At 61.0% G+C, this 23,286-nt stretch carries 18 protein-coding genes and 1 pseudogene; 9 read left to right on the top strand and 10 right to left on the bottom strand.

Features of this window, described 5'->3' with window-relative positions; translation table 11 throughout:
• Positions 1-57 precede the first annotated feature (57 nt).
• Entirely contained in the window at positions 58-531 is a 474-nt protein-coding gene (locus tag DES53_RS31110) for a hypothetical protein (RefSeq protein ID WP_113962244.1), read from the bottom strand.
• A 280-nt stretch (positions 532-811) separates the two neighbouring features.
• Here DES53_RS31110 and rplM point away from each other — a divergent pair, with 280 nt between their 5' ends.
• The 3 genes from rplM (at position 812) to DES53_RS31125 (ending at position 3,909) form a co-directional block, all read left to right on the top strand.
• A complete protein-coding gene (rplM, locus tag DES53_RS31115) occupies positions 812-1,243 on the top strand; it encodes a 50S ribosomal protein L13 (protein ID WP_113962245.1) in 432 nt (143 codons plus the stop codon).
• A 45-nt stretch (positions 1,244-1,288) separates the two neighbouring features.
• On the top strand, positions 1,289-1,681 hold the full coding sequence (gene rpsI / locus DES53_RS31120) for a 30S ribosomal protein S9 (protein ID WP_113962246.1): 393 nt from the start codon (positions 1,289-1,291) through the stop codon (positions 1,679-1,681).
• Positions 1,682-1,899: 218 nt separating this feature from the next.
• Complete coding sequence (locus DES53_RS31125) at positions 1,900-3,909, top strand: hypothetical protein (RefSeq protein ID WP_170157566.1); 2,010 nt, start codon at positions 1,900-1,902, stop codon at positions 3,907-3,909.
• A gap of 223 nt (positions 3,910-4,132) precedes the next feature.
• Here the strand turns inward: DES53_RS31125 and DES53_RS31130 are convergent, their stop codons facing one another.
• From DES53_RS31130 to DES53_RS34135, 9 genes and pseudogenes are all read right to left on the bottom strand, one after another.
• On the bottom strand, positions 4,133-6,364 hold the full coding sequence (locus DES53_RS31130; protein WP_113962248.1) for an ABC transporter ATP-binding protein: 2,232 nt from the start codon (positions 6,362-6,364) through the stop codon (positions 4,133-4,135).
• A gap of 49 nt (positions 6,365-6,413) precedes the next feature.
• Positions 6,414-7,421, bottom strand: a complete 1,008-nt coding sequence (locus DES53_RS31135; RefSeq protein WP_113962249.1) for a glycosyltransferase family 9 protein — start codon at positions 7,419-7,421, stop codon at positions 6,414-6,416.
• A 258-nt stretch (positions 7,422-7,679) separates the two neighbouring features.
• Positions 7,680-8,903, bottom strand: coding sequence for a glycosyltransferase (locus DES53_RS31140; RefSeq protein ID WP_113962250.1), 1,224 nt, complete (start codon positions 8,901-8,903; stop codon positions 7,680-7,682).
• A 161-nt stretch (positions 8,904-9,064) separates the two neighbouring features.
• On the bottom strand, positions 9,065-9,355 hold the full coding sequence (locus tag DES53_RS31145; protein WP_113962251.1) for a hypothetical protein: 291 nt from the start codon (positions 9,353-9,355) through the stop codon (positions 9,065-9,067).
• A gap of 95 nt (positions 9,356-9,450) precedes the next feature.
• Entirely contained in the window at positions 9,451-10,461 is a 1,011-nt protein-coding gene (locus tag DES53_RS31150; RefSeq protein ID WP_170157567.1) for a glycosyltransferase, read from the bottom strand.
• Between the two features lie 377 nt (positions 10,462-10,838).
• Positions 10,839-11,012: a hypothetical protein gene (locus DES53_RS33375; protein WP_170157568.1), complete on the bottom strand. Its 174-nt coding sequence runs from the start codon at positions 11,010-11,012 to the stop codon at positions 10,839-10,841.
• Between the two features lie 354 nt (positions 11,013-11,366).
• On the bottom strand, positions 11,367-12,266 hold the full coding sequence (gene lipA, locus DES53_RS31160) for a lipoyl synthase (protein ID WP_113962254.1): 900 nt from the start codon (positions 12,264-12,266) through the stop codon (positions 11,367-11,369).
• Between the two features lie 619 nt (positions 12,267-12,885).
• Complete coding sequence (locus DES53_RS31165) at positions 12,886-13,365, bottom strand: SseB family protein (RefSeq protein WP_113962255.1); 480 nt, start codon at positions 13,363-13,365, stop codon at positions 12,886-12,888.
• Between the two features lie 25 nt (positions 13,366-13,390).
• Positions 13,391-13,678, bottom strand: a pseudogene (locus DES53_RS34135) (hypothetical protein); the annotation flags it as partial.
• 246 nt (positions 13,679-13,924) lie between these two features.
• On the opposite strand from DES53_RS34135, the gene DES53_RS31170 reads away from it, so the two are divergent.
• The 6 genes from DES53_RS31170 (at position 13,925) to DES53_RS31195 (ending at position 23,111) form a co-directional block, all read left to right on the top strand.
• Complete coding sequence (locus DES53_RS31170) at positions 13,925-16,252, top strand: SGNH/GDSL hydrolase family protein (RefSeq protein ID WP_113962256.1); 2,328 nt, start codon at positions 13,925-13,927, stop codon at positions 16,250-16,252.
• A gap of 40 nt (positions 16,253-16,292) precedes the next feature.
• Positions 16,293-18,107, top strand: a complete 1,815-nt coding sequence (locus DES53_RS31175) for an ABC transporter ATP-binding protein (RefSeq protein ID WP_211325755.1) — start codon at positions 16,293-16,295, stop codon at positions 18,105-18,107.
• Positions 18,108-18,384: 277 nt separating this feature from the next.
• Positions 18,385-19,077 carry an arginine-tRNA-protein transferase gene (locus tag DES53_RS31180; protein WP_113962257.1) on the top strand — a complete coding sequence of 231 codons (693 nt, stop codon included), beginning with the start codon at positions 18,385-18,387 and terminating at the stop codon, positions 19,075-19,077.
• Positions 19,078-19,301: 224 nt separating this feature from the next.
• Positions 19,302-19,655, top strand: coding sequence for an FmdB family zinc ribbon protein (locus tag DES53_RS31185; protein ID WP_113962258.1), 354 nt, complete (start codon positions 19,302-19,304; stop codon positions 19,653-19,655).
• A gap of 58 nt (positions 19,656-19,713) precedes the next feature.
• Positions 19,714-20,307 carry a hypothetical protein gene (locus tag DES53_RS31190; RefSeq protein WP_113962259.1) on the top strand — a complete coding sequence of 198 codons (594 nt, stop codon included), beginning with the start codon at positions 19,714-19,716 and terminating at the stop codon, positions 20,305-20,307.
• Between the two features lie 92 nt (positions 20,308-20,399).
• Positions 20,400-23,111: a hypothetical protein gene (locus tag DES53_RS31195; RefSeq protein ID WP_113962260.1), complete on the top strand. Its 2,712-nt coding sequence runs from the start codon at positions 20,400-20,402 to the stop codon at positions 23,109-23,111.
• Positions 23,112-23,286: the final 175 nt, after the last annotated feature.

A 23,286-nucleotide genomic window follows, 5' to 3' on the forward strand; every position in this document is an offset into this window, starting at 1 on the left:
CAGCCAGGCACTCGCGGCACTGGGAGAAACAGAACGCGAGACCCGCTCCATCGTGGCTCAACCGCCTGCCGACATGATGACGTCGCGCCAATCCACAAGTGCCAAAGCAGAATGGTGTTCGAGTCTCGCCATGTCTCCTTGAGCCAGGTGAAGGATGCATCGCAAGACCCTTGATTCATCCGCATTCAGTCGCCTCAGGTAACCTGCCGTTTCGGAAAGTTTTGCCATCACCCGATCCCGACTCTCCGGCTCAAACTGCTGATGAATCGCATACACAACCTCACGAGCCAGGTTGGCTGGCCCCGGCTCCCCGGTCGCTTGGTCGTAGGCGGCCACCGCGGTTTTCAATGCTTGCAGCAGTCCGCGCTCTTTCCGGGTCAGGTCATCAAAGGCTGCGGGATCGCTCTCCCAAAGTCTGGCCGCCACAGCATTGGCCGACTCCGCCAAAACCCTTGAAAATTCTGCATCGAGCCTGAGCAACTCGATCGCTTCGGGTTTGTCACGATGCTCTGGCGGAATATCAAACCACATAGGCAACCAAAGGAAGGCCGGAGCTCACGCCGACAGCCACTTCCAAACCGCCACAATCAATACCGCCACGCCAAAGGCGAGGAGCAAAAGACCGGGAAAGCCGCGGAGTTGGTTGGAAGCCATGAGGATAGTGTTGTGGTCCTGAATGTTAACGAACACAAAATGTGGGGAAAGACGCCGACACTTATCACAATTTGTTTGACACTCCAAAAGAACCCCCTACTGTCGCGCTCCCCATTTTTAGACAAACGACGAGACCTGTATAGCAACCGAATAAGACATGAAAACCTTTTCTGCCAAGGCCCAAGAAGTGGAGCGCAAGTGGTGGGTCATTGATGCCGCTGACCAAGTGGTGGGCCGTGTGGCTGTGAACGCAGCGAACATCCTTCGCGGCAAGAACAAGCCCATCTTCACCAATCACGTGGACACCGGTGACAACGTCATCATTGTGAACGCAGAGAAGGCCGTTTTCACGGGCAAGAAAGAGACGGACAAGACCTACACCTCCTTCTCCGGTTACGTCGGCGGCCACAAGTCCACCAATCCCGAGCGCATGCGCCAGAAGCACCCCGAGCGCATCCTTGAGAAGGCCATCTTCGGCATGATCCCGCACAACCGTCTGGGCAGCGCCGTCCTTCGCAAGCTTCATGTGTACGCTGGCAGCAGCCACCCCCATGAGGCCCAGCAGCCCCAGGCTTACAAGCTGGTCTAATTCCTGAACACGCACTGACCAGCAACGACTGATTTCCCTTCTGATATGAGCATCACTTCCTTCGACGCCGTCGGCCGACGCAAGACCTCGATTGCCCGCGTGTTCCTCCGCCCCGGCAGCGGCACCGTCACGGTGAACAACCGGACCTTGGATGAATATTTCCCCACCGTCACCCTGCAGAACCAGCTCCTGGCTCCCCTGCATGTGACCAGCAACGCCCAGAACTTCGACGTGAAGGTCACCGCGACTGGCGGCGGCGTCACCGGTCAGGTGGGTGCCATCCGCATGGGCCTCGCTCGCGCACTCTGCCTCGCCAACCCTGAGAACCGCCCGGTCCTCAAGGCAAACGGCATGCTGACCCGCGACTCCCGTATGAAGGAACGCAAAAAGGCTGGTCAGCCCGGTGCCCGCAAGCGCTTCCAGTTCTCCAAGCGCTAATCGCGAAGGCATACCGCCATTCGAATCTCTGGAAAGCACCGGACCAGTCCGGTGCTTTCTTGCGTTTCAAGGTTCTACATACATTTCAGTCTTGCATTTCCCCTAGGGAAGTCTGATATTTTGTGTCAGGCAACAACCGTGGAATTTCTTCCCGCTATGGCCTTCATGGATGAACGTGGTGTTTGTTCAATGGGTCAGTCGCAGGAGGTGTCCAGATCATGAGTTCACTCCCGAACGTCATCCACTTTAATTGTCAGTCCTGCGGCATGCTCCTCACGGTGCCGAGGGAAATGGCTGGCGTCACGGGACCGTGCCCTCACTGCCGGGCCACCATCACCTCACCTGCGGCACCCGCGCCCACGGCAGCAGTTCCCGGACCCTCGTGGCCCATGGCACAGAATGCAGCGGGGGCTCCACCTGTCCCGGCTCCGGTGATGACGACACAGGTGCCCATTCCTGTGCCTGCGCCCGCACCTGCTCCCGTGCAGTCTCTGCCGCCGCCACAGCATCTTCCGCCTCCCCAGCCATCTGCACGGGCCCCATTGCCCGCACCCGCACCCGCTCCTGCCCCTGTTGAGGTGCCTGAGCCGGTGCACACCCCCAGCTCCGCCTGGGAAGCCTCCAATCCGCCTCAGGCATCCCCACTGCCACCCGTCGTGGGCGGGGGTGTGATGCATCCCGCCTGGCCTCCGACAGGGGGCGAATTGCCGGTACCCAACCCGGGCGCGCCTGGCTCGGCGCATCCCATCATGGACAGCGTGTTGCAGATGCCCGGCGTGCATCCTGGACAGAGCCCGGCACCCGCTCCTGTGCAGCACTCCCTGCCCCCACAAGGAGCAGCGCACGCGTCCGCCCCATTCCCGCCATCGCCACCACCCCGGACATCTCCGCTGGCATCGCCCGGCAACGCGGCCTCCCAGCGCTTCAAGTCCTCACGTGGCTACTCGACTACCCGCAAAGGCCCGGCAGTGCTCGCCATACTCATGGCGCTGATGGCCATCGCGGGCACCGCGTGGTTTTTCCGCGACCAGATTCGCGTGGCCTGGACCACGCACCTGGCCGCTCGCGAAGCAGAGGCCGATGCCTTGGAGTTCCATCCCACGCCGCCGGAGCCGGATGAACCTGCGACACCGCCTACGGCATTCAATCCCGCCACCCCACCGCGAACGGCCAATCCTGATGCCCCAACCTCATCAGGGCCGAAAGCTTCCACTCCCGCCCCCGTGGCATCTGTAGGCGGCGATGGAGCGCCCTCTCAATCGCCACCCGCGGCTTCCGGTACCTCTCCAGCCAACCCCGGCTCCACGCCTCCTGAACAGGTTCAGCGCCCCTCGATGGCTTCCGCACCATCGGACGCGGCGCCAGCATCCGAAGCCCCCCCGCAGCCTGTGGCACCGAATTTGGTCGAGGTCCCCAGCGCCTCTCCAGCCCCCGCCCCCGGTGATGCCCCTGCGGGCGTGAACACCCCTCCCAAGCGTCCCGCCCCCACCGTACCAGCGACTCCCACGGTGGTGGATGTGCCGGCGGAGGCCCGGCCTGCGTTGGAGGCTCTACAGCAGTTTCTCGTGGCCACCACCTGGGAAGAGCGCCTGAAAGTGGTGCAGGGAGCAGACCTCATGCGGCCCCTTATGGAGAGCTACTACGCCTCCATGCCGGATGGCCCGCTCCATGTGGCCAAGATTGGCCTCATCCGCCATGACAAGGCTCCACAGACGGGACCGCCGCACTGTGTCTTCCAGGTCGGTGGCGGCGATGTGAAGCGCCCCCTCCCCATCATGGTCGAGCAATCGCCGGAAGGATGGAAGGTGGATTGGCTGACCTTCACCGAATTCAAGGACAACCTCCTCGCCCGCTTCATGGAAAGCCCGCAGGAAGGCCCCAAACGTTTCCACGTACTCGTGCGGCGCACCCACTACTTCGACGACAACGTGCCTGAGGTGGACAAGAAGATCTGCGTGGAAGTGCAGGCCCCCACCCCGCCTTTTGTAGGCAGCGTCTTTGCAAAGAAGGGCACCCCCATCTCCAACATCCTGGACCGCTATCTCGGCTGGGAAGTGGATCAGGCCGCGGCTGTCGTGGAATTGGAATGGCGTCGCGAAGGAGATCAGCAGTGGGTGGAACTCACCAACCTGCCGCAGTTCAACTGGAGGAACGCCATCGCGGGTGAGGTAGTGCCACCACCGCATGCCGCGCCCACCACACCGGTGGCTGTGCCAGCGAAGCCGTAGCGCAGCTCGCGTCAGCGCAACGTAGCTCGCGAGTCCCTTCGCGAGGATTCTTCTTTGCCAACCGATGGCACGTATTCGTGACGCTGCCACACAAGCAGCTCACGCACTCCTGGCGCGAGCCACTTGGGGCAACATCACAAACGGAACGCTACGTCAGGGGTAACTCCACCTCGCGAAGGGACTCGCGAGCTACGTTGGAGCTACCGCGTTGGCAAGCACCTCATCAAGACTCCGCCGCCTCAATCGCATCCGTCTCGTAGGGTTCGTCGAGATTGACGTCCGCAACGGCTTCGTCAGGGGCGACCCTGCCGCTCTTGAACTGGAGGTGATACAGGCGCTGGTAGAGCTCGCAGCGCTGGAGCAGCTCCGCGTGGGTCCCCATGTCGCTCACTTCGCCGTGTTCCATCACGATGATCTGGTTGGCTTCCAGGATCGTCGAGAGACGGTGGGCGATGGCGATGACGGTGCGGCCTTCAATCAGGTTGTGGAGGGCTTCCTGGATGATCTTCTCCCCTTCGGAATCCATGGCGGAGGTGGCCTCATCCAGCAGAAGAATGGGAGCATTGCGCAGAATGGCACGCGCGATCGTGATGCGCTGCCGCTGGCCACCGGAGAGCTTGCTGCCGGTGTCACCGCACATCGTATCGTACTTCTGCTCCTGCTGCATGATGAACTCATGCGCGTGCGCCTTGGTGGCAGCCTCGATGATCTCCTCCTGCGTGGCATCCAATCTGCCGTAGCGGATATTCTCCTCAATGGTGTCGTGGAAGAGGAAGGTATCCTGGCTCACGACGCCGATGTTGTCGCGCAACGAGTCCTGCGTCACGCGGCGGATGTCATGACCATCCAGGGTGATGTAGCCTTTATCGGGGTCGTAGAACCGCAGAAGGAGGGAGAAGAGTGTGCTCTTGCCACTGCCGCTGGGACCCACGAGGGCGTAGAAGTTTCCCGGCTTGAGGTCCAGGGTGACGTTCTGCACCGCAGGACGGTTGGTGGCTTTCTTGAAGCCCCCCTTCTTCTTGTCCTCCTTCTTGTAGGTGAAGGCCACGTTGTTCAGTTTGATCTCGCCGCGCACCCTCGAAAGTTTCTCGGCATTTGGAGCGTCCTCAATGTCCGGCTTCATCTCCATGATCTCGAAGAGGCTCGTGGTGGCCACCACCGTCTTCTGCATGAGAAGCTGGATGCGGCTCAGGGCCTTGGCATGGGGATAGATCTGCGTGAGCGCCATGCAGATGATGAGGAACGTGTGTGCCTCGATGCCGCGCTGCCAGGCATACACTAGGCCGGCTGCGATGCCGAGGGCGGCCACGGCTTCCACAATGGGGCCGATGATTTCCAGCGCCTTGCTCCAGCGCATGATGAGCTCCTGCATCTTCTTCGCGGCGCGGTCAAAGCGGCCCATCTCGTACTTTTCACGAGCGTGGGACTTCACCAGGCGGATGCCGGCGAAGGTCTCATGCATGGTGACCATGATGCGTCCGGCCTCTTCTTCCTCCTTGGCGCCAGCCTTGCGCACCTTTCGCCCCACGGCCATCACCGGGCCGATGCACAGGGGAAACACGATCAGCGAGCTGATGGTGAAGAAAGGCTCGTAAATCAAAAGCGTGACAAAGATCGAGAGGATGGCCACCGGACGCTGGATGAGGTCCTGTGCCAATGTCACGACATTCTGCTGGGCAATGCGTGCCTGGTTGAAGACGATCTGAATCAGCTCACCCGTCTTCGCCCGCGAATAGAAGCCGATGGACTGGCGCAACAGCGAAGCAAAGGTGTCATTGCGCAGGTCATAGAGCACCTGGTTGCCGACCCAGAGCAGGCAGTAGTTTGAGAAATACGTGAGCATCCCTCGGATGAAGAGCAGCAGGGGGATGAGAGCCGCGAAGAAGACCACCACGGGGAGTGTGACCTTCCGCTTCACCTCCGGCTTGGCTGTGTCAGCAGCACCCGGCGCAGTGGCAGGAGCGACGGTGGCGGCAGGAGTTGGGGAGCTGGCAGTGGCGGTGGTGGCAGCGCCATCCACAGGAGCACTCGCGGGAGCAGTTGTGCCGTTGGCAGCCGCGGCTCCAGTGGGCGCAGCGGCAGAGCCCGCCTCTGGATTGGTTTTCTCTTTTTCCTTCTCCTTCTCTTTCTCCTTGGCCTTCTGGTCCAAGGTGTGCATGAACGGCAGGTGCTTCACCACCCACTCGGTCGGATCGACTTCCCCCAAGAAGGGGACGTGCTGCTTATGGCTCGCGGAGCCGGGCAACACCACGGTAAAGATGATCTGGAAACCCACGATCATCACCGCATTGAAGAGACCTGCCAGGACGCCAAAGACGGCCCCCATGGCGAAACGCCCCTTGTAGGGCTTCATGTAACCGAAGAGCTTGCGGTAGGCGATGAATGCGATGCGCATCACCTCGCGCCCACTCATTTCAGAGAGCTGTTTGCGGCTGACTTTCTTGATTTGTGACATTCAGTATGTTGCGGCGCGGGTGCGAAGCATCACACGAGCCGTGCAGGAATCAACCAATTAGAGAATCCAGCGAGGCTGTGACCCGGGCGGTCGGAATATCGACCATGCTCCCTTTTTTCATCTTGGGAACAAATGTGTGCACCGGGCTCTCGCTGAAAGGCGTAAGCACGCGCGCCTGGGGGTGGCGCGCCCTCCATTGGTATGGGTTGGTAGGACCAAAAAGCGCCACCTGCGGCTTCATAAACAGGGACGCCAGATGCATGGCCATGCTATCCACCCCGGCAATGACACGACAGTCGCGTATGACTGCGGCCAGCTCGGTGAGTGGGAGTTTGCCAGTCAAGTCGGCATATGGCACATGCAAAAGGGAACGAAGATGATCAAGGTGCGGCGCCTCCAGGCCATCGCCGCTGCCGGTAAGTACGATTTTGAGATGGTGGTTCCGGTAGAGATGCTGGGCCACCTCATTCCACCGTTCATCGAGCCAGAACTTCTCCTCCCGCGCCGTGCCGATGTGGAGGATGGCATACGGCTCGCCTTCACGGATACCAGCTTCCGCGAGTCTCGCACGCGCAGAGGAGGCGGTGTCTGGCGGGATGCGAAATGGGGGCTTCCCGGAGACGCTCACCTCGCGGCCGAGCAGCTTGCTCACGAGCGCGAGATGAAAGTCGACGGTGTGCAGCTCGCGCACCGAGGCATCGCACGTGTCCGTGAAGGCCATGCTGCGCAGCCCCCGTGCGAACTTCGTGTAGCCAATGCGCTTCCTCGCCCGTGAAAGTTGGGCAATCAGCGCGCTGCGATCCGTGCCCGTAAAGTCCAGACATGCCGCCCACTCCCCTGCGATGGTCGAGGCCCACGTCTCCAGATTCATGCGTCCTGCCGTGTAGGGAATCACCCGCTGCACGGATGCCAGACACCGCGCGAGATCCGCCACGCCCGAGGGCGCCAGCATGACCAGCTCAGCACCCGGCATGGCCTCATGCAACGCCTGCGCCGCAGGAGCAGTGAGGATGAAGTCACCAATGCGCTTGAGCTGGATGAGGAGGATGCGAGGCACGGGAGGGGGTTTTCAGTGGGCAGTGTTCAGTAGTCAGTAAGTAGCAGGCAGTGAGTAGTAAGTAGAACCGGAGGGCGAGGAGTCATGGAAGGAGCGATGCAGATTGGCTGCTCGCTCATTCGTCCCGGAGGGACGCTGGATGGTAGCCGGTGGTGAAGGGAGTCTTGACGACCGCAACCACCGGATCAGCAGGGAAAATCAAGGCGTCCCGGAGGGCACGCCGGAAAGGTGATAGCGGAGTGCGCAGTGTGGTATCCATCACTTCACGAGTTCCATCGCCTTCGCATATCCGGCCAGCACGCGATCGCGATAATCATCCCAAGTGTACTTTTGCTCCACCATGCGCCGGGCGCTTTTGCCCATGCTCAGCAAGGTGTCGCGATGCGAATGCGCATATTCCAGAGCGGTGACGAGGGAATCGACATCATTGGGCGGAATCATGAAACCGGTATTGCCGCCGACAATCGCATCGCCGGATTCGCGGGTCGCGATGAGCGGCAGGCCACAGGCGGCCGCCTCCAGCGTGGCCTTGGCAAAACCTTCGCACTCGCTGGGGAAGGCAAACACAGAGCTGCGGCGAAGTTCCTCCGGCACGCTTTTGGTGAAGCCGAGGAGTTTCACGTTCGAGGTGGAGTACTCCTTCAGCGCCGGCTTGATCTCCTCATGCACACTTCCCACGAGGAGAAGTTCCGCATCGGGGAGATTGAGTTTTTTCCACGCTTCCAAGAGGAGATGCACGCCCTTGCGCTTGATGAGTGCGCCCACGAAGATCACGCGGAAGATCTCCGGCGGCTGCTCCGCCACGTGATAGCGGCCCACGTCCACGCCGCGGCCCACATAGTGCAATTTCTCTGCGGGAATGCCAGCCGCGAGGAATGTCTCCGCGGACTTGTGCGAGGGCATGAACAGCAACGTGGCGAGATCGTACTCCGCGAGCTGCTGCTGGCGTGTCACGTGCAGATGCTTGCGCCAGTCCTTCCATCCGCGATCTGCCAGGCGGGCTTCACGTTCCTTCTTGGTTTCATTTGGCTTGTCCGCACCTTTGTTCCGATGCCACGTGGGCACGTCCATCACCGAGGGGATGCCAAGCAGCCGCGCCTCCACGAGTGAGCGGAAACATTCGCTGCTCCATCCGTGGAAGAAATCGTACCCACCCCGTCGCAGTTCGCGAGAGGCCAGCCAGTCCAGCCAGCGCTTCTTCGCCGCGTAGTAGTCCTTGCTGCCGAGCGCGGAGAGCAGGCGCACGGGATGGTATTGCAGAGACCTCACGTGAGCGGAGGCAATCTCGCGCTGCCGGTTCGGGTAGCACAACGCCTTCTTCAGGAAACCCTTTCGCCACGAAGCCAGCACCCCCTCCAGCGAGGTCGAGTCCAGCCCGGACCCACCCAACCCCGCACTGGTGGCATACAGCAGGGCATGAGGTTGCGAGGACGCGGCGTCTTGCGGCTGCGAACTGGAACGGTCGGGAGATGCGGGGAGCAAGGAAGTGAGAACCGATAAAAAAGCGAATCCCGGGCAGGTTGCAAGCTGGGAGAAGGGGAGAACGGCAAGGGCACCGGTATCGCGAATGACACTGAAAATGTGACCAAAGGTCCCTGGAATACGAGAAGTCTGCGCCTCGAAGAAGCTTCAATCTGATGAAGTCAGGCACTCATGCGTTTCCACGGCTTCGGCATGTTCCGTTCAGCGTACACATCCTCCCAAGATGGTTCATGGTAACCATACTCCCAAATTTTCAGGTAGAGCCGGTCGTGGTGGGCCGCCCAATTCACATAGAAACCTTCCGCAACAACTCCTTCGATCCCGGCTTCAACCGCGTCAGCTTCGACATCGATGGCCCCGGTCAGTTCCGGTCCACAATATTGCACCAGCCTGCAACCTGAGAGTCGCCGCCCTTCCAACCACTGCCGGAACGCGGCACGGGTTTCCTTCATCCGTTGGGCGACTTCCGGGTGTATCATCTTGGATTCGGATAGCAGAATGAAGGATCCCCGCCCCTGTGGCAACTGTGATGGAGATGCGACCAGACTTAAAGATGCATCCCCCGCATCATGAGCCTCCCCGGGACAGGAAAGGGAGTCAATGCAGGGAAGGCGTATTCGGAAAGCTTGGAAGATGCCTTGTGGCGGAAGCGGATTCCCTGGGATTCGCAGACCTTCCAAAACTCGGTGTCCTGCAGCTTCGCCAGGATATCCGCGTCCTCAACCAAGGTGGTGAATTTGTAGCTCTCCCAGAACATGTCTTCCCACAGGGGCTCGGAGAGCAGGGCCACGGGGCGGCCGTTGAGTTCCACGAGCCATTCAGAGTTGGCGGCTTCGGCTTTGCGGATTGCTTCATCGGGATCTTCGCGTCGCTTTCCGTACCAAAGGTCCAGCCCCTCACGCCGGCGCACTGATTTGAATCCGGACAACCCAATGCCGCCAAAGAGTCGCAGCACCTCCCAGGCGCTGTAGGTGCGCAGCTTGCGACCGGACGTGAGAACGCCCGCGCGGAGAATGACAAACTTCCCCTGCTTGTGAAGCGCCCTGCTCAGGTACGCTTCCTCAGCCGCGAACAGCTTTTCATCAAATCCGCCCACCGCTTCGAAGGCGTCGCGTTTGCAGAAGAGAAAGCACCCGCTCGCAAGCTTCGCCAGACCATACAACGGCATGGCCAGCGACTGCATGATGCGTCCGTAAAGCGGGAGGCGTCCTTCAAAATAGAAGCGGCAACCTCCGCCCACCGCGCCGTGGCTCATGGCATCGATGGCCGCTCGGAGCACGGTGTCATTCACGATCGTATCCGCATCGACGAAGAGCAGCATGTCTCCCCGAGCCTCACGTGCTCCCGCGTTGCGTGTGGCGGCAATCTGGCGGTGATTCACGTGGACGACCCGTACTCCGCGATCCTCGGCAATGGCCGCTGTGCGATCGGTGGAGGCATCATCCACCACGATGATTTCATGAGGATGATCGATTTTGAAACCGGCGGAGAGCAGCGCATCAAGCGTCCGCCCGAGGAGGAGTTCCTCGTTGTGGGCGGGGATGATGATGGAGAGCATGAGGGCAAGTATAGGGAAAGGACTGAATACGTCTCGTGCCACTATTGTACCGTGCGGATGGACGGAAGGACAACATCCGCGCATCATCGGGTACTGGCGATTCGCCATTTTACGCCGAAGGCGTTTCACACGCATAGACCGGGGTCAGCTCGCGTAGCGAGCGCCACCCCGGGTCGCCGCTGAAATGCATCGAACTCTGAAGGAGTTCCACAAACGCCGATTCATGCGAGACCGTATCGCTAGCCGAATGAAACGCTTTTGTAGAACACCTTCGGCGTTCAATTCGTTGCTGACGGTCACCCAAGGTGGCGCTTGCTTCGCAAGCTGACCTTGGGCTGGTCAATGTACAACGCCTTCGGCGTAAAATGCTCTGCCCATCACCACTGCACATATCTCCCCTCTCCTCTCATGTCAGGAATCATATGGCGGATGAGGTAGATCAGCTTAAACCATCCGGTGGTCTCCGCCATGAGGAGCACACCCCAGAGATCGCTGTAGTCACCTTTGTAGCGACTCTTACAATGCAGAATCGTGAGGATGTAAGCGAACACCAAACATGGAGCGGCCACCAGTGCTGCGAGCACTCCGAAGGCAATGTCTTCGGGAGACTCCCTCGGAAGATATCAGGCAATCACCCCAAGGGAATCGCCAGAAGGGCGAACTTCGCCAGCTTGATGAGGATTCTGAATTTGTTGGAGAAGGAGTGAATATCGCGGTGAAAAATTCTGCCATGTCCCCGCCGGCATTCAAGACAGGAGGTTAGGGCTTCTGCCCTGACAGCGGACTTTGGGCCTTCCGGCCCGACGGTGGAAACACAAAACACTCAACCGCGATGACACTGGAACCGTCAGGCCAGAAGGCCTAACGCCCACTGTCGGACTGGAAAGTCCAACCTCCTCGGCATTCTACAAATCCAACTCCGGCTTGAAGTCCGCCGCGTGGTAGCTGCTGCGCACGAGCGGGGCGCTCGCCACATGGCGGAAGCCTTTGTTCAGTGCGATCTGCTTGTAGTTCTCAAAGGTGTCGGGATGCACATAACTCACCACGGGAAGGTGCTGGGGTGAGGGGCGCAGGTATTGGCCGAGGGTCAAGACGGTGACGCCGTGATCAAGGAGGTCGTCCATGGCCTGGAAGAGTTCCGGCTCGGTCTCGCCGAGGCCGAGCATGAGGCCGCTCTTGGTGGCGACCTTGTTGCCGAGTTCTTCCGCCATTTCCTTGGCGCGCTTCAGCACATGGAGGCTGCGATGGTACTTCGCGCGGCTGCGCACGAGCGGGGTGAGTCGCTCGACGGTTTCCAGGTTGTGATTGAAGATGTGCGGCTTCGCAAGCATGACGGTGCGCAGGGCATCGTCCTTCTCGTTGAAGTCGGGCACGAGGATCTCAATGGTGATGGTGGGCTGCACCTCACGCACGGCCTCGATGGTGCGGGCGAAGTGTTCGGCGCCGCCGTCCGCCACGTCGTCACGCGCCACGGCGGTGATGACGATGTGATTGAGCTTCATGCGCTTCACCGCCTGGGCCACGCGCTGGGGCTCATCCGCCTCCAGGGCGAAGGGCTTGGCGGTCTTCACCGCGCAGAATCCGCAGGCGCGCGTACAGCGGTCGCCGGCGATCATGAAGGTGGCAGTCCCCTGGCTCCAGCATTCCCAGCGGTTCGGGCACTGGGCTTCCTCGCACACGGTGTGCAGCTTCAGGTCGGAAATGAGGGCCTTGGTGCTCCAGAAGACCGGGTCACGCGGCAGCTTCACCCGAATCCAGTCGGGTTTCTTGTCCGTGTGCAGCGCAGGGTCAATCTTGGGGGTCATGTGACGGATACGTTAGGCAGGGTTCGCCGGGCGACAAGTCGCTTCGTAAAGTTGCGCGGCTGAGGAGGGAACACAAAGCAGCTACGGAGGTTGGGCGTCCCGCCTGACAGTGGGCGTTAGGCCTCTGGCCTGACGGCAGGTGGACTGCGTGCTTATAGCCCGTATACCACCACGGGGCCGCTTCCGGTTAACCGCAAAGGGGCAGAGAGGCAAAGGACGCAGAGGAGAAATGAGGGTTGGGTGCCGTGCAGTTTCACGTGCGAAGGAGTGGTGCACCTCGATGCAGAGGAGGCAGAGATGCGCAGGGCGACTGACGTCTGCATTTGATGGGTCGCAAAGCAGCAACGCAACGAAGCAGCAAAAGTGAGGTAAAGCGGGTACGATTGGGTTGCCAAGTCCAGCCTTCTACCTCCGCGCCCTCTGCCTCCTCCGCATCGAAAAGGCACCACCTCAAGCAGCACCAAATCCACACCACCCAAGGACATCTCTGCGTCCTTTGCCTCTCTGCCCCTTTGCGGTTAACCGGAATCAGCCTTGCGGCGTGATACCCGCTTTTCGCCCCCGTCAGGCCGGAGGCCTAACGCCCACTGTCAGGCGGGACGCCTAACCTCCTTCGTTGCTACTTCTCTGCCTCGGCGAGGAGGATCTCTGAGATACCAGCGGCGAAGGCAATGGCATTTCCGGGTCCTTCGAAGTTGAAGACGAGGCCATCCAGATTTTGCATGCCTGCGAGCATGCGGAAGAGCTGGGGGCCAGCGCTCTTCAGGGTCACTACCTGAGAGGGCGCGTAGTGGGCCTGCATCTTCCCCAGAGCCAGATCCGCTGCGTCGTTGTGAGTGAAGACCGCGGCCAGAGTCCGACCGTCCGCATCCGGGGCATGACACAGGGCCATGTCGCCCCCGGATGATTTGGCGATGGCGATGACATAGTCGGGATATTTCGCCACGAGCTGGAGGTCGCCCGCGTGAGACTCCCCGGAGCGCAAACGCTGCAGCGCCTGCTCCACCTGCACGGCATGCGCCATGGCAGCGAGGGCCTTCACACGTCCGCCGCTGAGCACAAATTGGTGTGGGGGATGCCGGGTCCAGCACCACCTCATCAATGCCCTCAATAGGAAGGGTGAAGACCCAGGAGCCTGCGCTGCCTAGAAAGTTGAGCTTTTCGTGGGAGTGGCTGGCTTCGCTGTAGGCTCCAAGCGCCTCGTCCGAGGAAAAGACCAGTAGCCGGGTACGGCCAGCCTCATCCCTATTGTAGAGGACGCGGTCCAGGGAATGTGTGGCCAGGGTATCCGCCATAGCCCCTTCAGAAATAGGCACATGCCACGGATCATGCATCACCAGTCGCCGCAGCAGTGCGGCGCCGGAGACGGTCTTGCTCTTCCATTTCTGGATGATGGTGGCGATTTCACTCATGGGATGCCGGAAAAAGGAGCGCGTGGCGCGGAAGGAGGCGTGGCTGCGTTTCGTACAGCAGGCGGGGTCCGTCCAGCACTGGCTACACGTATTCTGACCTCAGACGCAGGGGCTTGTCACATTTCTCCCTTTTTTGAGATCCACACCTAATTCCAACCTCTCCACTCCCCCTCCGCCACCGGCGTACGCTTCCACTTTTCCTGCTGGAAATGTGCGTCGTATGGTGGAAATAGCCTTCCCCTCCTCATGATGTTGACCCGATTTTTTCATCCCCTCGCCCTGTTTGCCGTGGCCCTTGGGATGACCTGCGCCAGTGCCAGCACCCAGGCAGCCAGCTTTGAGTTGAACGCCGAGCAAACCTCGCGCATCCAGCAGTTCCTGCCCCGCACCTATGCCAAGCTCGCCAAACGAGCCCCGGTACATGCCATCTGCATTGGCGACAGCGTGATGATCAACTGGAGCTACGGCGCGGACAACGGCAACGTGCTCAAGGCATGGAATGGCATCTTCCTCCAGGAGCTGGCAGACCAGTTCATCTACAATGGCGGCGTGCGTCTGGTGCGCCCGGCCAAGGGCCAGCCCGCCAAGCTGACGGACTTCATGGGACCGGAGATCACCGTACAGAATTTCTCCCGCGGTGGCCGCCAGATTTTCCACGCGCTGCAGCCACTGAGCACGACGGCATTCGAGAACGATCCGGACCTGGTCATCGTGAGCTACGGCATCAATGACTGCCTCAATGGCCAGCCGCTCGACGTGTACCGCAAGAACGTGCAACAGGTGGTGGACTCGGTGAAGGCGCACAACGCCGACCTCATCCTCTGCGGACCGTCGCTCATCCTCAGCGATCCGCCGGAGATGAACCTGGCCCTCACCCGCCCCTACACGGATACCATGCGCGAGGTGGCACAGGCGAATGGGGTCTTCTTCGCTGACCTTGGTGATCTGGCCTGGCTCATCCAGCTCGAGCAGCGTGTGCATCCACTGGACGAGGTGAGAAAGAAGCTGGCGAAGCAGGCTGCGAAAGCTGAAGCCACCGCCGCGGCAGCAGCCGAAGCCGCGAAGAACGATCCCAAGGCACCCGCTCCACCCACGCCTCCCCGCCCTCCGGTGATTGAGAACCCGCTGGAGGACGAACTGAACGCCGACCCGGACAAGAAGGCGATGGTGAGCTTCCAGCAAATCGTGGAACTGCTCAAGACCCGCTACAACCACGGTGACATCGCTGACCTGGTACACCCTGATACACCCAGCCAGCAGCTTCTGGGACGCCATGTTTATCAGGAGCTCATCAATGGGGTGAAGAAGGTGCCGTGGGTCATGGCCGCCGCGGCGGTGAATCTGGAGAATGCGGAGACCTGCAAGCTGACCTACCGCCTGGAGAATCCCACCGAGCAGGAGCAGACCTACGCAGTGCTGCCACTGCTCACCCCCACGTGGACTCCTCAGGATGCCCCCAGCCAGGTCGTCTTGAAGCCGGGCAAGAAGACCATGGTGAACATCACCTACAAGCGCACCCCGCCCGCCACCACGCAGGGGCGCTCGGATCTGTTCCCTCCTCATGAGGCCGTGTTCCGCCTGCCAATCCTTACCGTGGGCGGTGGCATGGCACGCATCGAAGAAGCACGCGCGGGCATCACCCCCATCGCGGTGCTGTGGAATACCGGTGCTGCATTCAACCAGCAATCCATCGACCTTTCCGGACGGTTCGTGAATACGAGCGGGCAGACGGTCGTGGGCAAGTGGGAAGCGAAGTGGATGGGACAAACGGCCAGCGGCACCTTCAGCGCCACGGGCGCGAGCGAGGAACCCTTCCGCATCAAGTTCAACGTGCCACCAACCACGCGCCAGAAGGGCACCGTGACCTTCCAGGTGACCATTGGAAACAACAGCTACCGTTTTGACCGGGAGCTGGAAGTCGTGCGGAACATCTCACTGAAGGAGCCCGTGCCGCTCCTCTCACCAAACACCTATCTCCGCGACCAACCGCAGAATCCCCTCATGCCGGACACCACCTCCCCTGGTGTGGTGCTGCGCGCGGATGCGGATTCCAATGCGCTCTACCTCACCTATGACATCTACGGGTACCGTCTGCAGGACAGCCCTGCCGGCACCGGCGCTGTGGGTCTGGAGCTGAGTGTGGATGCCCGCAGCTATGGCAAGCGTCTCACCCCCGGCTCGACCGATCCCATCCGCATCGTGGCCGCTGCTGCCGATGGTGACGCCACGGTGGCTCCCCTGCCCCCGTGGGTCTTCGGCAATGGCTACGCCATGTACTATGATGAGAAGCAGGTGAAGTGCCGCCTGAGCAGCCGTCCTGATGGCGCACGCCGCGTCACGATCACGCTGCCGCGCGGTTACCTGTACCTGCATGAGTGGGCCATGGGCAATGCAAACAGCCAGCTTGGCGTGAACACCACGCTGCAAATCTGGCAGAACGGCGAGAACGGTCAGGGCGCGTACCAGACCTTCTGCCTGACTGCGAACGGACGTCATCGTGATGATGCGGAATCCCTGGCGGTGCTGGAACTTTCCGACAAGCCCACGGGTCGCTGGACCGTACGGCTCTACTGACAGATAGCCGAATCCGACAAATACCTCTCATCCAGCCCCCGTGAGTGATCGCGCCGCCATCCCCGTGTCTGACGTTGTCTCCCCAGAAAAAGTCTCCACCAAGGCGAAGCACGGCCTGAAGCACGAGGCTGCCTTCTTCTACAAGTACCTGAAGCCGCATGCGAAGGTGTTCATCCCCGCCATGCTGGTGCTGGTGATCACGGGGGGACTGACCTTTGCATTCCCGGAGTTCATCAGCCGTCTTGTGGCCCTGGCGCTCCCCGCTGAAGGAGCAGAGCTCGAGAATGCCCGGGCGCAGGTCAACCGCTATGCGTTGTACATTGTCGCAGCCCTGGGCCTGCAAGCTGTGCTGGCATTCTGGCGCATCCTTTTCTTCAGCAAGGCTGCGGAGCGCGCACTGGTGCAGGTGCGACTCGACACCTTCAGCCGCATCCTCAAACTCCCGATGACCGTGCTGCAGGCACGACGTGTGGGCGAGCTGGGATCCCGGCTGGCAAATGATGTGGAAGTGATTCGCGAGAGTCTGGTATCGACCATTCCCATGATGATCCGCCACTCCGTGGTGCTGGTGGGTGGCATCATCATCGTGCTCACCAAATCCATCAAACTCTCGGGCTTCATGCTGGCCAGCCTGCCTCCCGCCATCCTGCTGGTGGCGCTCTTTGGCTCGCGTATCCGCAAGGTCTCCCGGCGTGCCCAGGATGAGCTGGCCGCCAGCCAGGTGGTCGTGGATGAGAGCCTGCAGAGCATCGTCAGCGTGAAGGCGTTTGCCAATGAAACCTACGAGATTGGCCGCTACACGGGATTTCTCACCAGCTTCCTCAAGTCATCCCTCCATGGTGCAAAGCTCCGCGGGGCCTTTGTTGCGTTCATCATTCTCGTCTTCATGAGCGTCATCACGCTGTGTGTGTGGTTTGGCGTGCGCATGGTCCAGAGCGGTGAGATCAACCGTGAGTCGTTTATCGCCATCGCGCTCTACACGGCCTTTCTCAGTGCCTCGATCGGCAGCATGCCAGAGCTGGTGTCCCAGCTGCAGAAAGCAGGCGGTGCGCTGGAGCGTGTCCGCGAGCTTCTTCAGGAGAAAGAAGAGAATCTCATCGGTGAAAGCGTGAAGCTGAAAGGTGAACTCAGCATGCGCGGCGTGTGGTTCAGCTATCCCTCCCGGCCAGATGCACACGTGCTTGCGGATTTTAATCTCTCCGCGGCTTCCGGTCAGAAGATTGCCCTCGTGGGTCCGAGTGGCGCTGGCAAGAGCACGGTGGTGAATCTGCTCTACCGCTTCTATGAGCCGGACAAGGGTGAAATCCTGCTGGATGGAAAGCCTTCCTCCGACTATCCCCTCTCCTCCCTGCGCAAGAACTTTGCACTCGTGCCGCAGGAGGTGCTGCTCTTCGGCGGCTCCATTGAGGAGAACATCCGCTACGGCAGGCCGGATGCCTCCGAGGCAGAAATCATCGAGGCCGCGAAGCAGGCCAACGCGCATCTGTTCATCGAAAAGCTTCCTGAAGGATACAAGACCCTCGTGGGTGAGCGTGGCACGCAACTCAGCGGTGGCCAGCGCCAGCGCATCGCGATTGCCCGCGCCATCCTCGCGAACCCGGCTGTGCTCGTGCTGGACGAAGCCACCAGCAGCCTGGATGCCGAGAGTGAACGCCTCGTGCAGGAAGCGCTGGACAAGCTGATGGAGAACCGCACCAGCATCATCATCGCCCACCGACTGAGCACCGTGCGTCGCGCGGATCAGATCCTGGTGATGAGCGGCGGCACGGTGGTGGAGAACGGCACGCATGACGAACTCTACGCCCGCGAGCACAGCCTGTACCGCACCCTGGCGAAGCTGCAGCTGGAGCATTGAGCCGCTACAAGGAAGAACCGCAAAGCAGCGAGGCAGCAGAGGGTTGATAGTTTGTGGTTGATAGTTGATAGCCTGAGACTCGAAGCCATGCGCTGGGGCTACAATTTTCCAAAGTTGCTCGCGCGCATTGAGCTGAATCCCAACCTGACCGCCCCAAAAATAACTCGGGCTATCAACCATCGACCATAAACCATCAACTTCTCCCGGTTGCGCTTCGCCTCATGCCCTCGTGCAAGTTGACTGAAGAGGTGACACGGCCACTTTAAGTTCCAGTGTCATGAGCCTGCCACCACTCATCTGGGACACGTTTCAAACGCTGCACGCCGCGCCGCAGACGATGGACGAGCTCTGGGCGGAGGGGTGGAGGCATTTCGGAGCGGAGTTCTTCCGCTACAGCGTGAGTCCTCAGGCGGACGGCTGGCAGACCATCGTGCCGCTGCGGCTGCATCTGGCGGAGCTGACGCTCACCAAGAGCCAGCGGCGCGTGCTTCGGAAAAACGAAGACGTGGAACTGCGCACCGTGCCAGCCACGCTCTCTGAAGAGGCCAAGGCCATGTTCCTGAGGCACAAGGCGCGCTTCACCGAGAACATCCCCGAGGCCCTCACCACCTTCCTCTCGACCGAGCCGAATGTCGTGCCATGCCGCTGCATGGAATTTCAGGCGTGGGTCGCGGGTGAGCTGGCGGCCATCAGCTACCTGGACTTGGGAGAGAAGTCCGTGTCGAGCGTGTACGGCATGTTCGAGCCGGCGCATGCGAAGCGCAGCCTCGGCATCTACACCCTGCTACAGGAGATGCTCTGGGCTCAGGCGCAGGGATTTGCCCTCTACTACCCCGGCTACGCCACCCATGGGTCAAGCGCCTATGACTACAAGAAGCAACTCCATGGTCTGGAAGGCTACTGCTGGCGCGAGCACCGCTGGATGCCGCGGGAGGACATCGTGGCGGAGACCTGGGTGGTGGGCTCGTAGCTCCAACGTAGCTCGCGAGTCCCTTCGCGAGGGGGTGCCCCCGCTGCGCCGGGTTTTACCAAGGACACCGTACGAGGTCTCTCTTGACGGGATTGGGGATGGTACGTCAGGCGTAATCTCCCCTCGCGAAGGGACTCGCGAGCTACGTTACCTTCCCCCTTGCCAGCCGCCCCCCGGTGAGGCATCGTTTCGGTCCAAAACATCCTGTTTCTCCAAACCTGCCCATGCCCACCTACGAGTACGAATGCACCACCTGCGGCCACCAGTTCGAGGCCGTGCAATCGATGAAGGATCCCAAGCTCACGGACTGCCCCCAGGAAAGCTGTCCCGGACCGGTGGAGCGCAAGCTGGGCAAGGGTGCCGGCATCATCTTCAAGGGCAGCGGCTTCTACATCACGGACTACCGTAGTGACTCCTACAAGGCGGCGGCGAAGAAAGACAGCGACAGCGGCAGTTCATCCTCATCGTCTGCCTCGAGCAGTGCCGGCAGCAGCAGTTCCTCCTCTTCGTCCAGCTCCTCAGGTTCGTCGTCTTCCTCTGGAGGTGGCTCGTCTGCCTCTTCCAGCACGGCTGCCTGAGCCGTAGCGACAGCGGCCAGAGGCGCCGCTTTTCACATCACTCCACACCGGCCCGCGCGTGCTCCGATTTGCCTACAACATCTTCCTTGTCGCGTGGTTCGGCCTCTGCACGGCCGCGGTGATTCAGACCCATCGCGCGGCAGACTGGTCGAAATTGAAGGGCCTGGACCATGCGGCCAAGAACAACACGCCGCCGCTCATGGATCGCATGGAGCAGACCGTGTGGCGTCGCAATTCCTCCCTGGAACTGAGCGAGGAGGACGTGAACCGTTACCTCGCCGCGACCATCGCGGGGCACCAAGTGGGATTCACCGGATCGCTGAAGCCCTTTGACCGCGTGGCGCTCGACTTCGAGCCGGGTGTGGCCCGCATCTGCCTGGCGTGGGGTGGCGCGAATGAAAAGCACTCCACCACCGCGTCCCTGGATTTCACCGTGAAGCGCGAAGGAGGAAACTTCGTGGTGGAGGTGCAGAGTGGCGCCTTTGGCCGGCTGCCACTACCTCGGGGCCTCATGAGCCCGCTGGTGCCCGGTTTGCAGAGCCTTTCGGAGAGCCTCCGCAGCGAGATCCACACTGTCTTTCAAATGAACCAGATCCGCTTCGAGAAGGACAAGGTCATCCTCGATCCGCGCTCGGAGACGGTGAAGTCGTGAAGCTGGCGCTGCACATCGGCGCTTCCCATTTCCGCCCTTTCCTGCCAGTCTATTTGTCCGTCTCTCTGCCTGCCCTGTCCTGACTTCTCCCCATGCGTCTGCGCACCATCAGTCTCCTGAGCCTGCTCCCCCTGTGGCTTTGCCTGTTTTCCCACACGCCGCCACTCTCTGCTCAGGATGCGGCCCCTGTGCCTGTCCCTCCGGATCCCCTTCCCGCAGCGGATGCTCCGCTCCAGACCCAGGCTCAGACACCGGTGCACGCCCAGCCGGGCCCGACCATCAGCAGCTCCGTCAGCTCGAACAAACAATTCGTGGTGCACGGCGGAGATCTCTCCGTGCGCAGTGCATTCTGCCTCATGAGCGAGGAGACAGCAGGAACGCTCGGCCGCCTGCTCAAGGATGAGGGACGCTATGCCATCCCTGTGGTGGTGGAGGTGAAGACACCGCCAAACATCAATCCCGCCGAGCCCACAGTCAGGCCCAGGATCAGCCTGATGGATTATGGCGGCTTCCATCTCCAGCTCTCGGTGCAGCTTCGGAATGATTTCCGCAGGGAGGACTACACCCGCGAGCTGGTGCGCATTCTTCTGGCGGAGCGCATCCTGCGCAACCACAAGGACATCAATACCCAGCGTGAAAAGGACATCCTGCCCGAATGGCTGCTCACCGGCGTGATGCAAGCCATGGACTTCCGCAGCCGCAATCGCCCGAGTGTGCTCTTTGCCGCGGTCTTCAAGAGCGGCCAGGTGTACAGCATTGATCGCATCCTCGCCGCTGACCCAAAGAACCTGGATGCGCTCGCGCGTGGTGTGTATGAAGTCTCGTCCTGCGCGCTGTTGCTCACGCTTCTGGACCAGCCGGACGGCCCACTGCGCGTGGCGAAGTTCTTCGACGCGCTGGCTACTGATGACCGGCCGGATCGCGATCTGCTCCAACAACATTTCCCCACGCTGGGCGCTTCCAAGAACAGCCTGGAGAAATGGTGGACGCTGCAGATGGCGTCCCTGGCCACGCCCTCGGCATTCGAGACGATGACCATCAAGGAGACGGAGGAGATGCTGGACAAGGCACTCACGCTCCACTTCACGGATCGGATTGGCGAAGAGCCCGAAGACATCAAGGCGGGACGCGAAGGCAAGGGCATCTTTGGATGGCTGAAGCGCGACGACAAGGCGAAGGAAAAGAGCAAACCCCAGGAAGTGACAGCAGCGCTCACCAACGGCGGCCCGCAGATGCCTGTCTCCAACTCGGCCTCCTCTGCCCTGCCCGTGGAGGGTTCAGCTTCCCCGGATCTCCCCGCCCCCCTCGGCAAGCCTGCACCCGGCACCGACTTGCCGCCGCTGCCCTCCTCCCTGCCACCTCCGTCTCCAGACAACCAAAACGCCCCCGGCCCCGCTCCGCAGGATACACCACCGCCGATGCCTGCGGTGTCCACCCCCGGTCCTACGCCCGCTCCTGCACCGGAAACACCCTCATCGAACGAAGCCGCCCCACCTCCTCCAGCAGCAGACGCTCCGAAAGAAAAGGAGGCGACCAAACCTGCCGAGAGCGAGGCCAAGCCCAAACCGGAACCTGCCCCGGAAAAGCCCAAAACCCGCAGGACAGCCCCGAAGCCTGCCGCCAAACCTGCGGAGCCCAAGCCAGCCACTCCCACGGCTGCGCCTGACAAGGCCAATGCGACACCCGCTGCGCCGACAACGAAGGACAAGGCCACGGATAAACCCGCCGACACCACGAAGCCCGAAGAAGCCGCGCCCGAGGAGAAGAAGGAGCGCAAGCGCTTCCGCTTTCCCAATATCTTCGGCGGCAAGGATGTGACGTACACATTGATGCTCCTTGCCATGGCTGCGGTGGCTGAAAACACAGCGAGTGCCAGCGCGAAGGAGAAGGAGAATCAAAAGCCTGCCGCCAAGGAAGAGCAGAAAGCAAAGCCGGAGGAAACCGTGCCGGCGCTTCCTCGCAACAATCGACGCGTGGGCGCAAGACCTGCCGGACTGCCGGAAACACAGGAACCCGCGAAGCCTGCAGCAACACCGGCTCCCGTCCCAGCACCGAAACCCGCGGAGACGCCGAAGACAAAGCCAGAACCCACTCCTGTGAAACCCAGCGAAGCTGCGCCTGCTACTGCCGAAGAGGGGCAGTCCGAAGAGAAGAAAGGCAACCGGTTCAACCCACTGAAGTGGTTCAAGCGTGAGGAGAAGGAGAAGAAGGAGGAAGAGACTCCTCCGGCCAATGCTCCCGGAACTGCGGTCGCAGAAAAGCCTGCGTCGACGCCGCCCAAGACCAGCCCCGCGCGAGCAGCGACGGATCTGCCGGAAAAGGCGATTGAGCCCCCCACCCAGCCCAGCCGTGCCGCATCGCGCTCCTCATCTTCAGGCTCGGGCTCCAAGATCAAGCCAGAGCTGGCCGCACTGGATGACTACCGCCGCATCTGGAAACGCTCCGACCGCGAGGACATTCTGAATCGCAACCTCGCGATGCTCAATGCTCTGAAGCTCCGCGCGCATCCGCTCTACAAGCCACTCGTGGATGACTACGCTTCTGTGGTACAGCAACTGCTGAACGGGAAGGACCGTGGTATCGCAGAGAAGCTGGAGACGCTGCGCCAGCGCCGCATGCAGATCCAGGGCAAAGCGAAGTCGGTGGAGAGTTTCCTCGACTGGTACGAAGCTTCCGAAACACAAACCTACAGCAATCTCTTCGACGACTATCTGAAACTTCGCGATCGCCTCGAACGCGAACGCGCCCAGCGCCCGGATGAGCTTTCACGCGAACTGGATGCCCTGGAGAAGGAGTATGAGTGAGCGGATGTTCAGTAAGCAGTAGATAGTAAATAGTAAGTAGACGAGGCCTGCAGGTGATATGTCACCCGCCTCATCTGACTACTGACTACTGACTACTGACTACTGACTACTGACTACTGACTACTGACTACTGACTACTGACTACTGACTACTGACTACTGACTACTGACTACTG

Origin of the sequence: Roseimicrobium gellanilyticum (genome assembly GCF_003315205.1) — a bacterium.
Taxonomy (GTDB): Bacteria; Verrucomicrobiota; Verrucomicrobiia; order Verrucomicrobiales; family Verrucomicrobiaceae; genus Roseimicrobium; species Roseimicrobium gellanilyticum.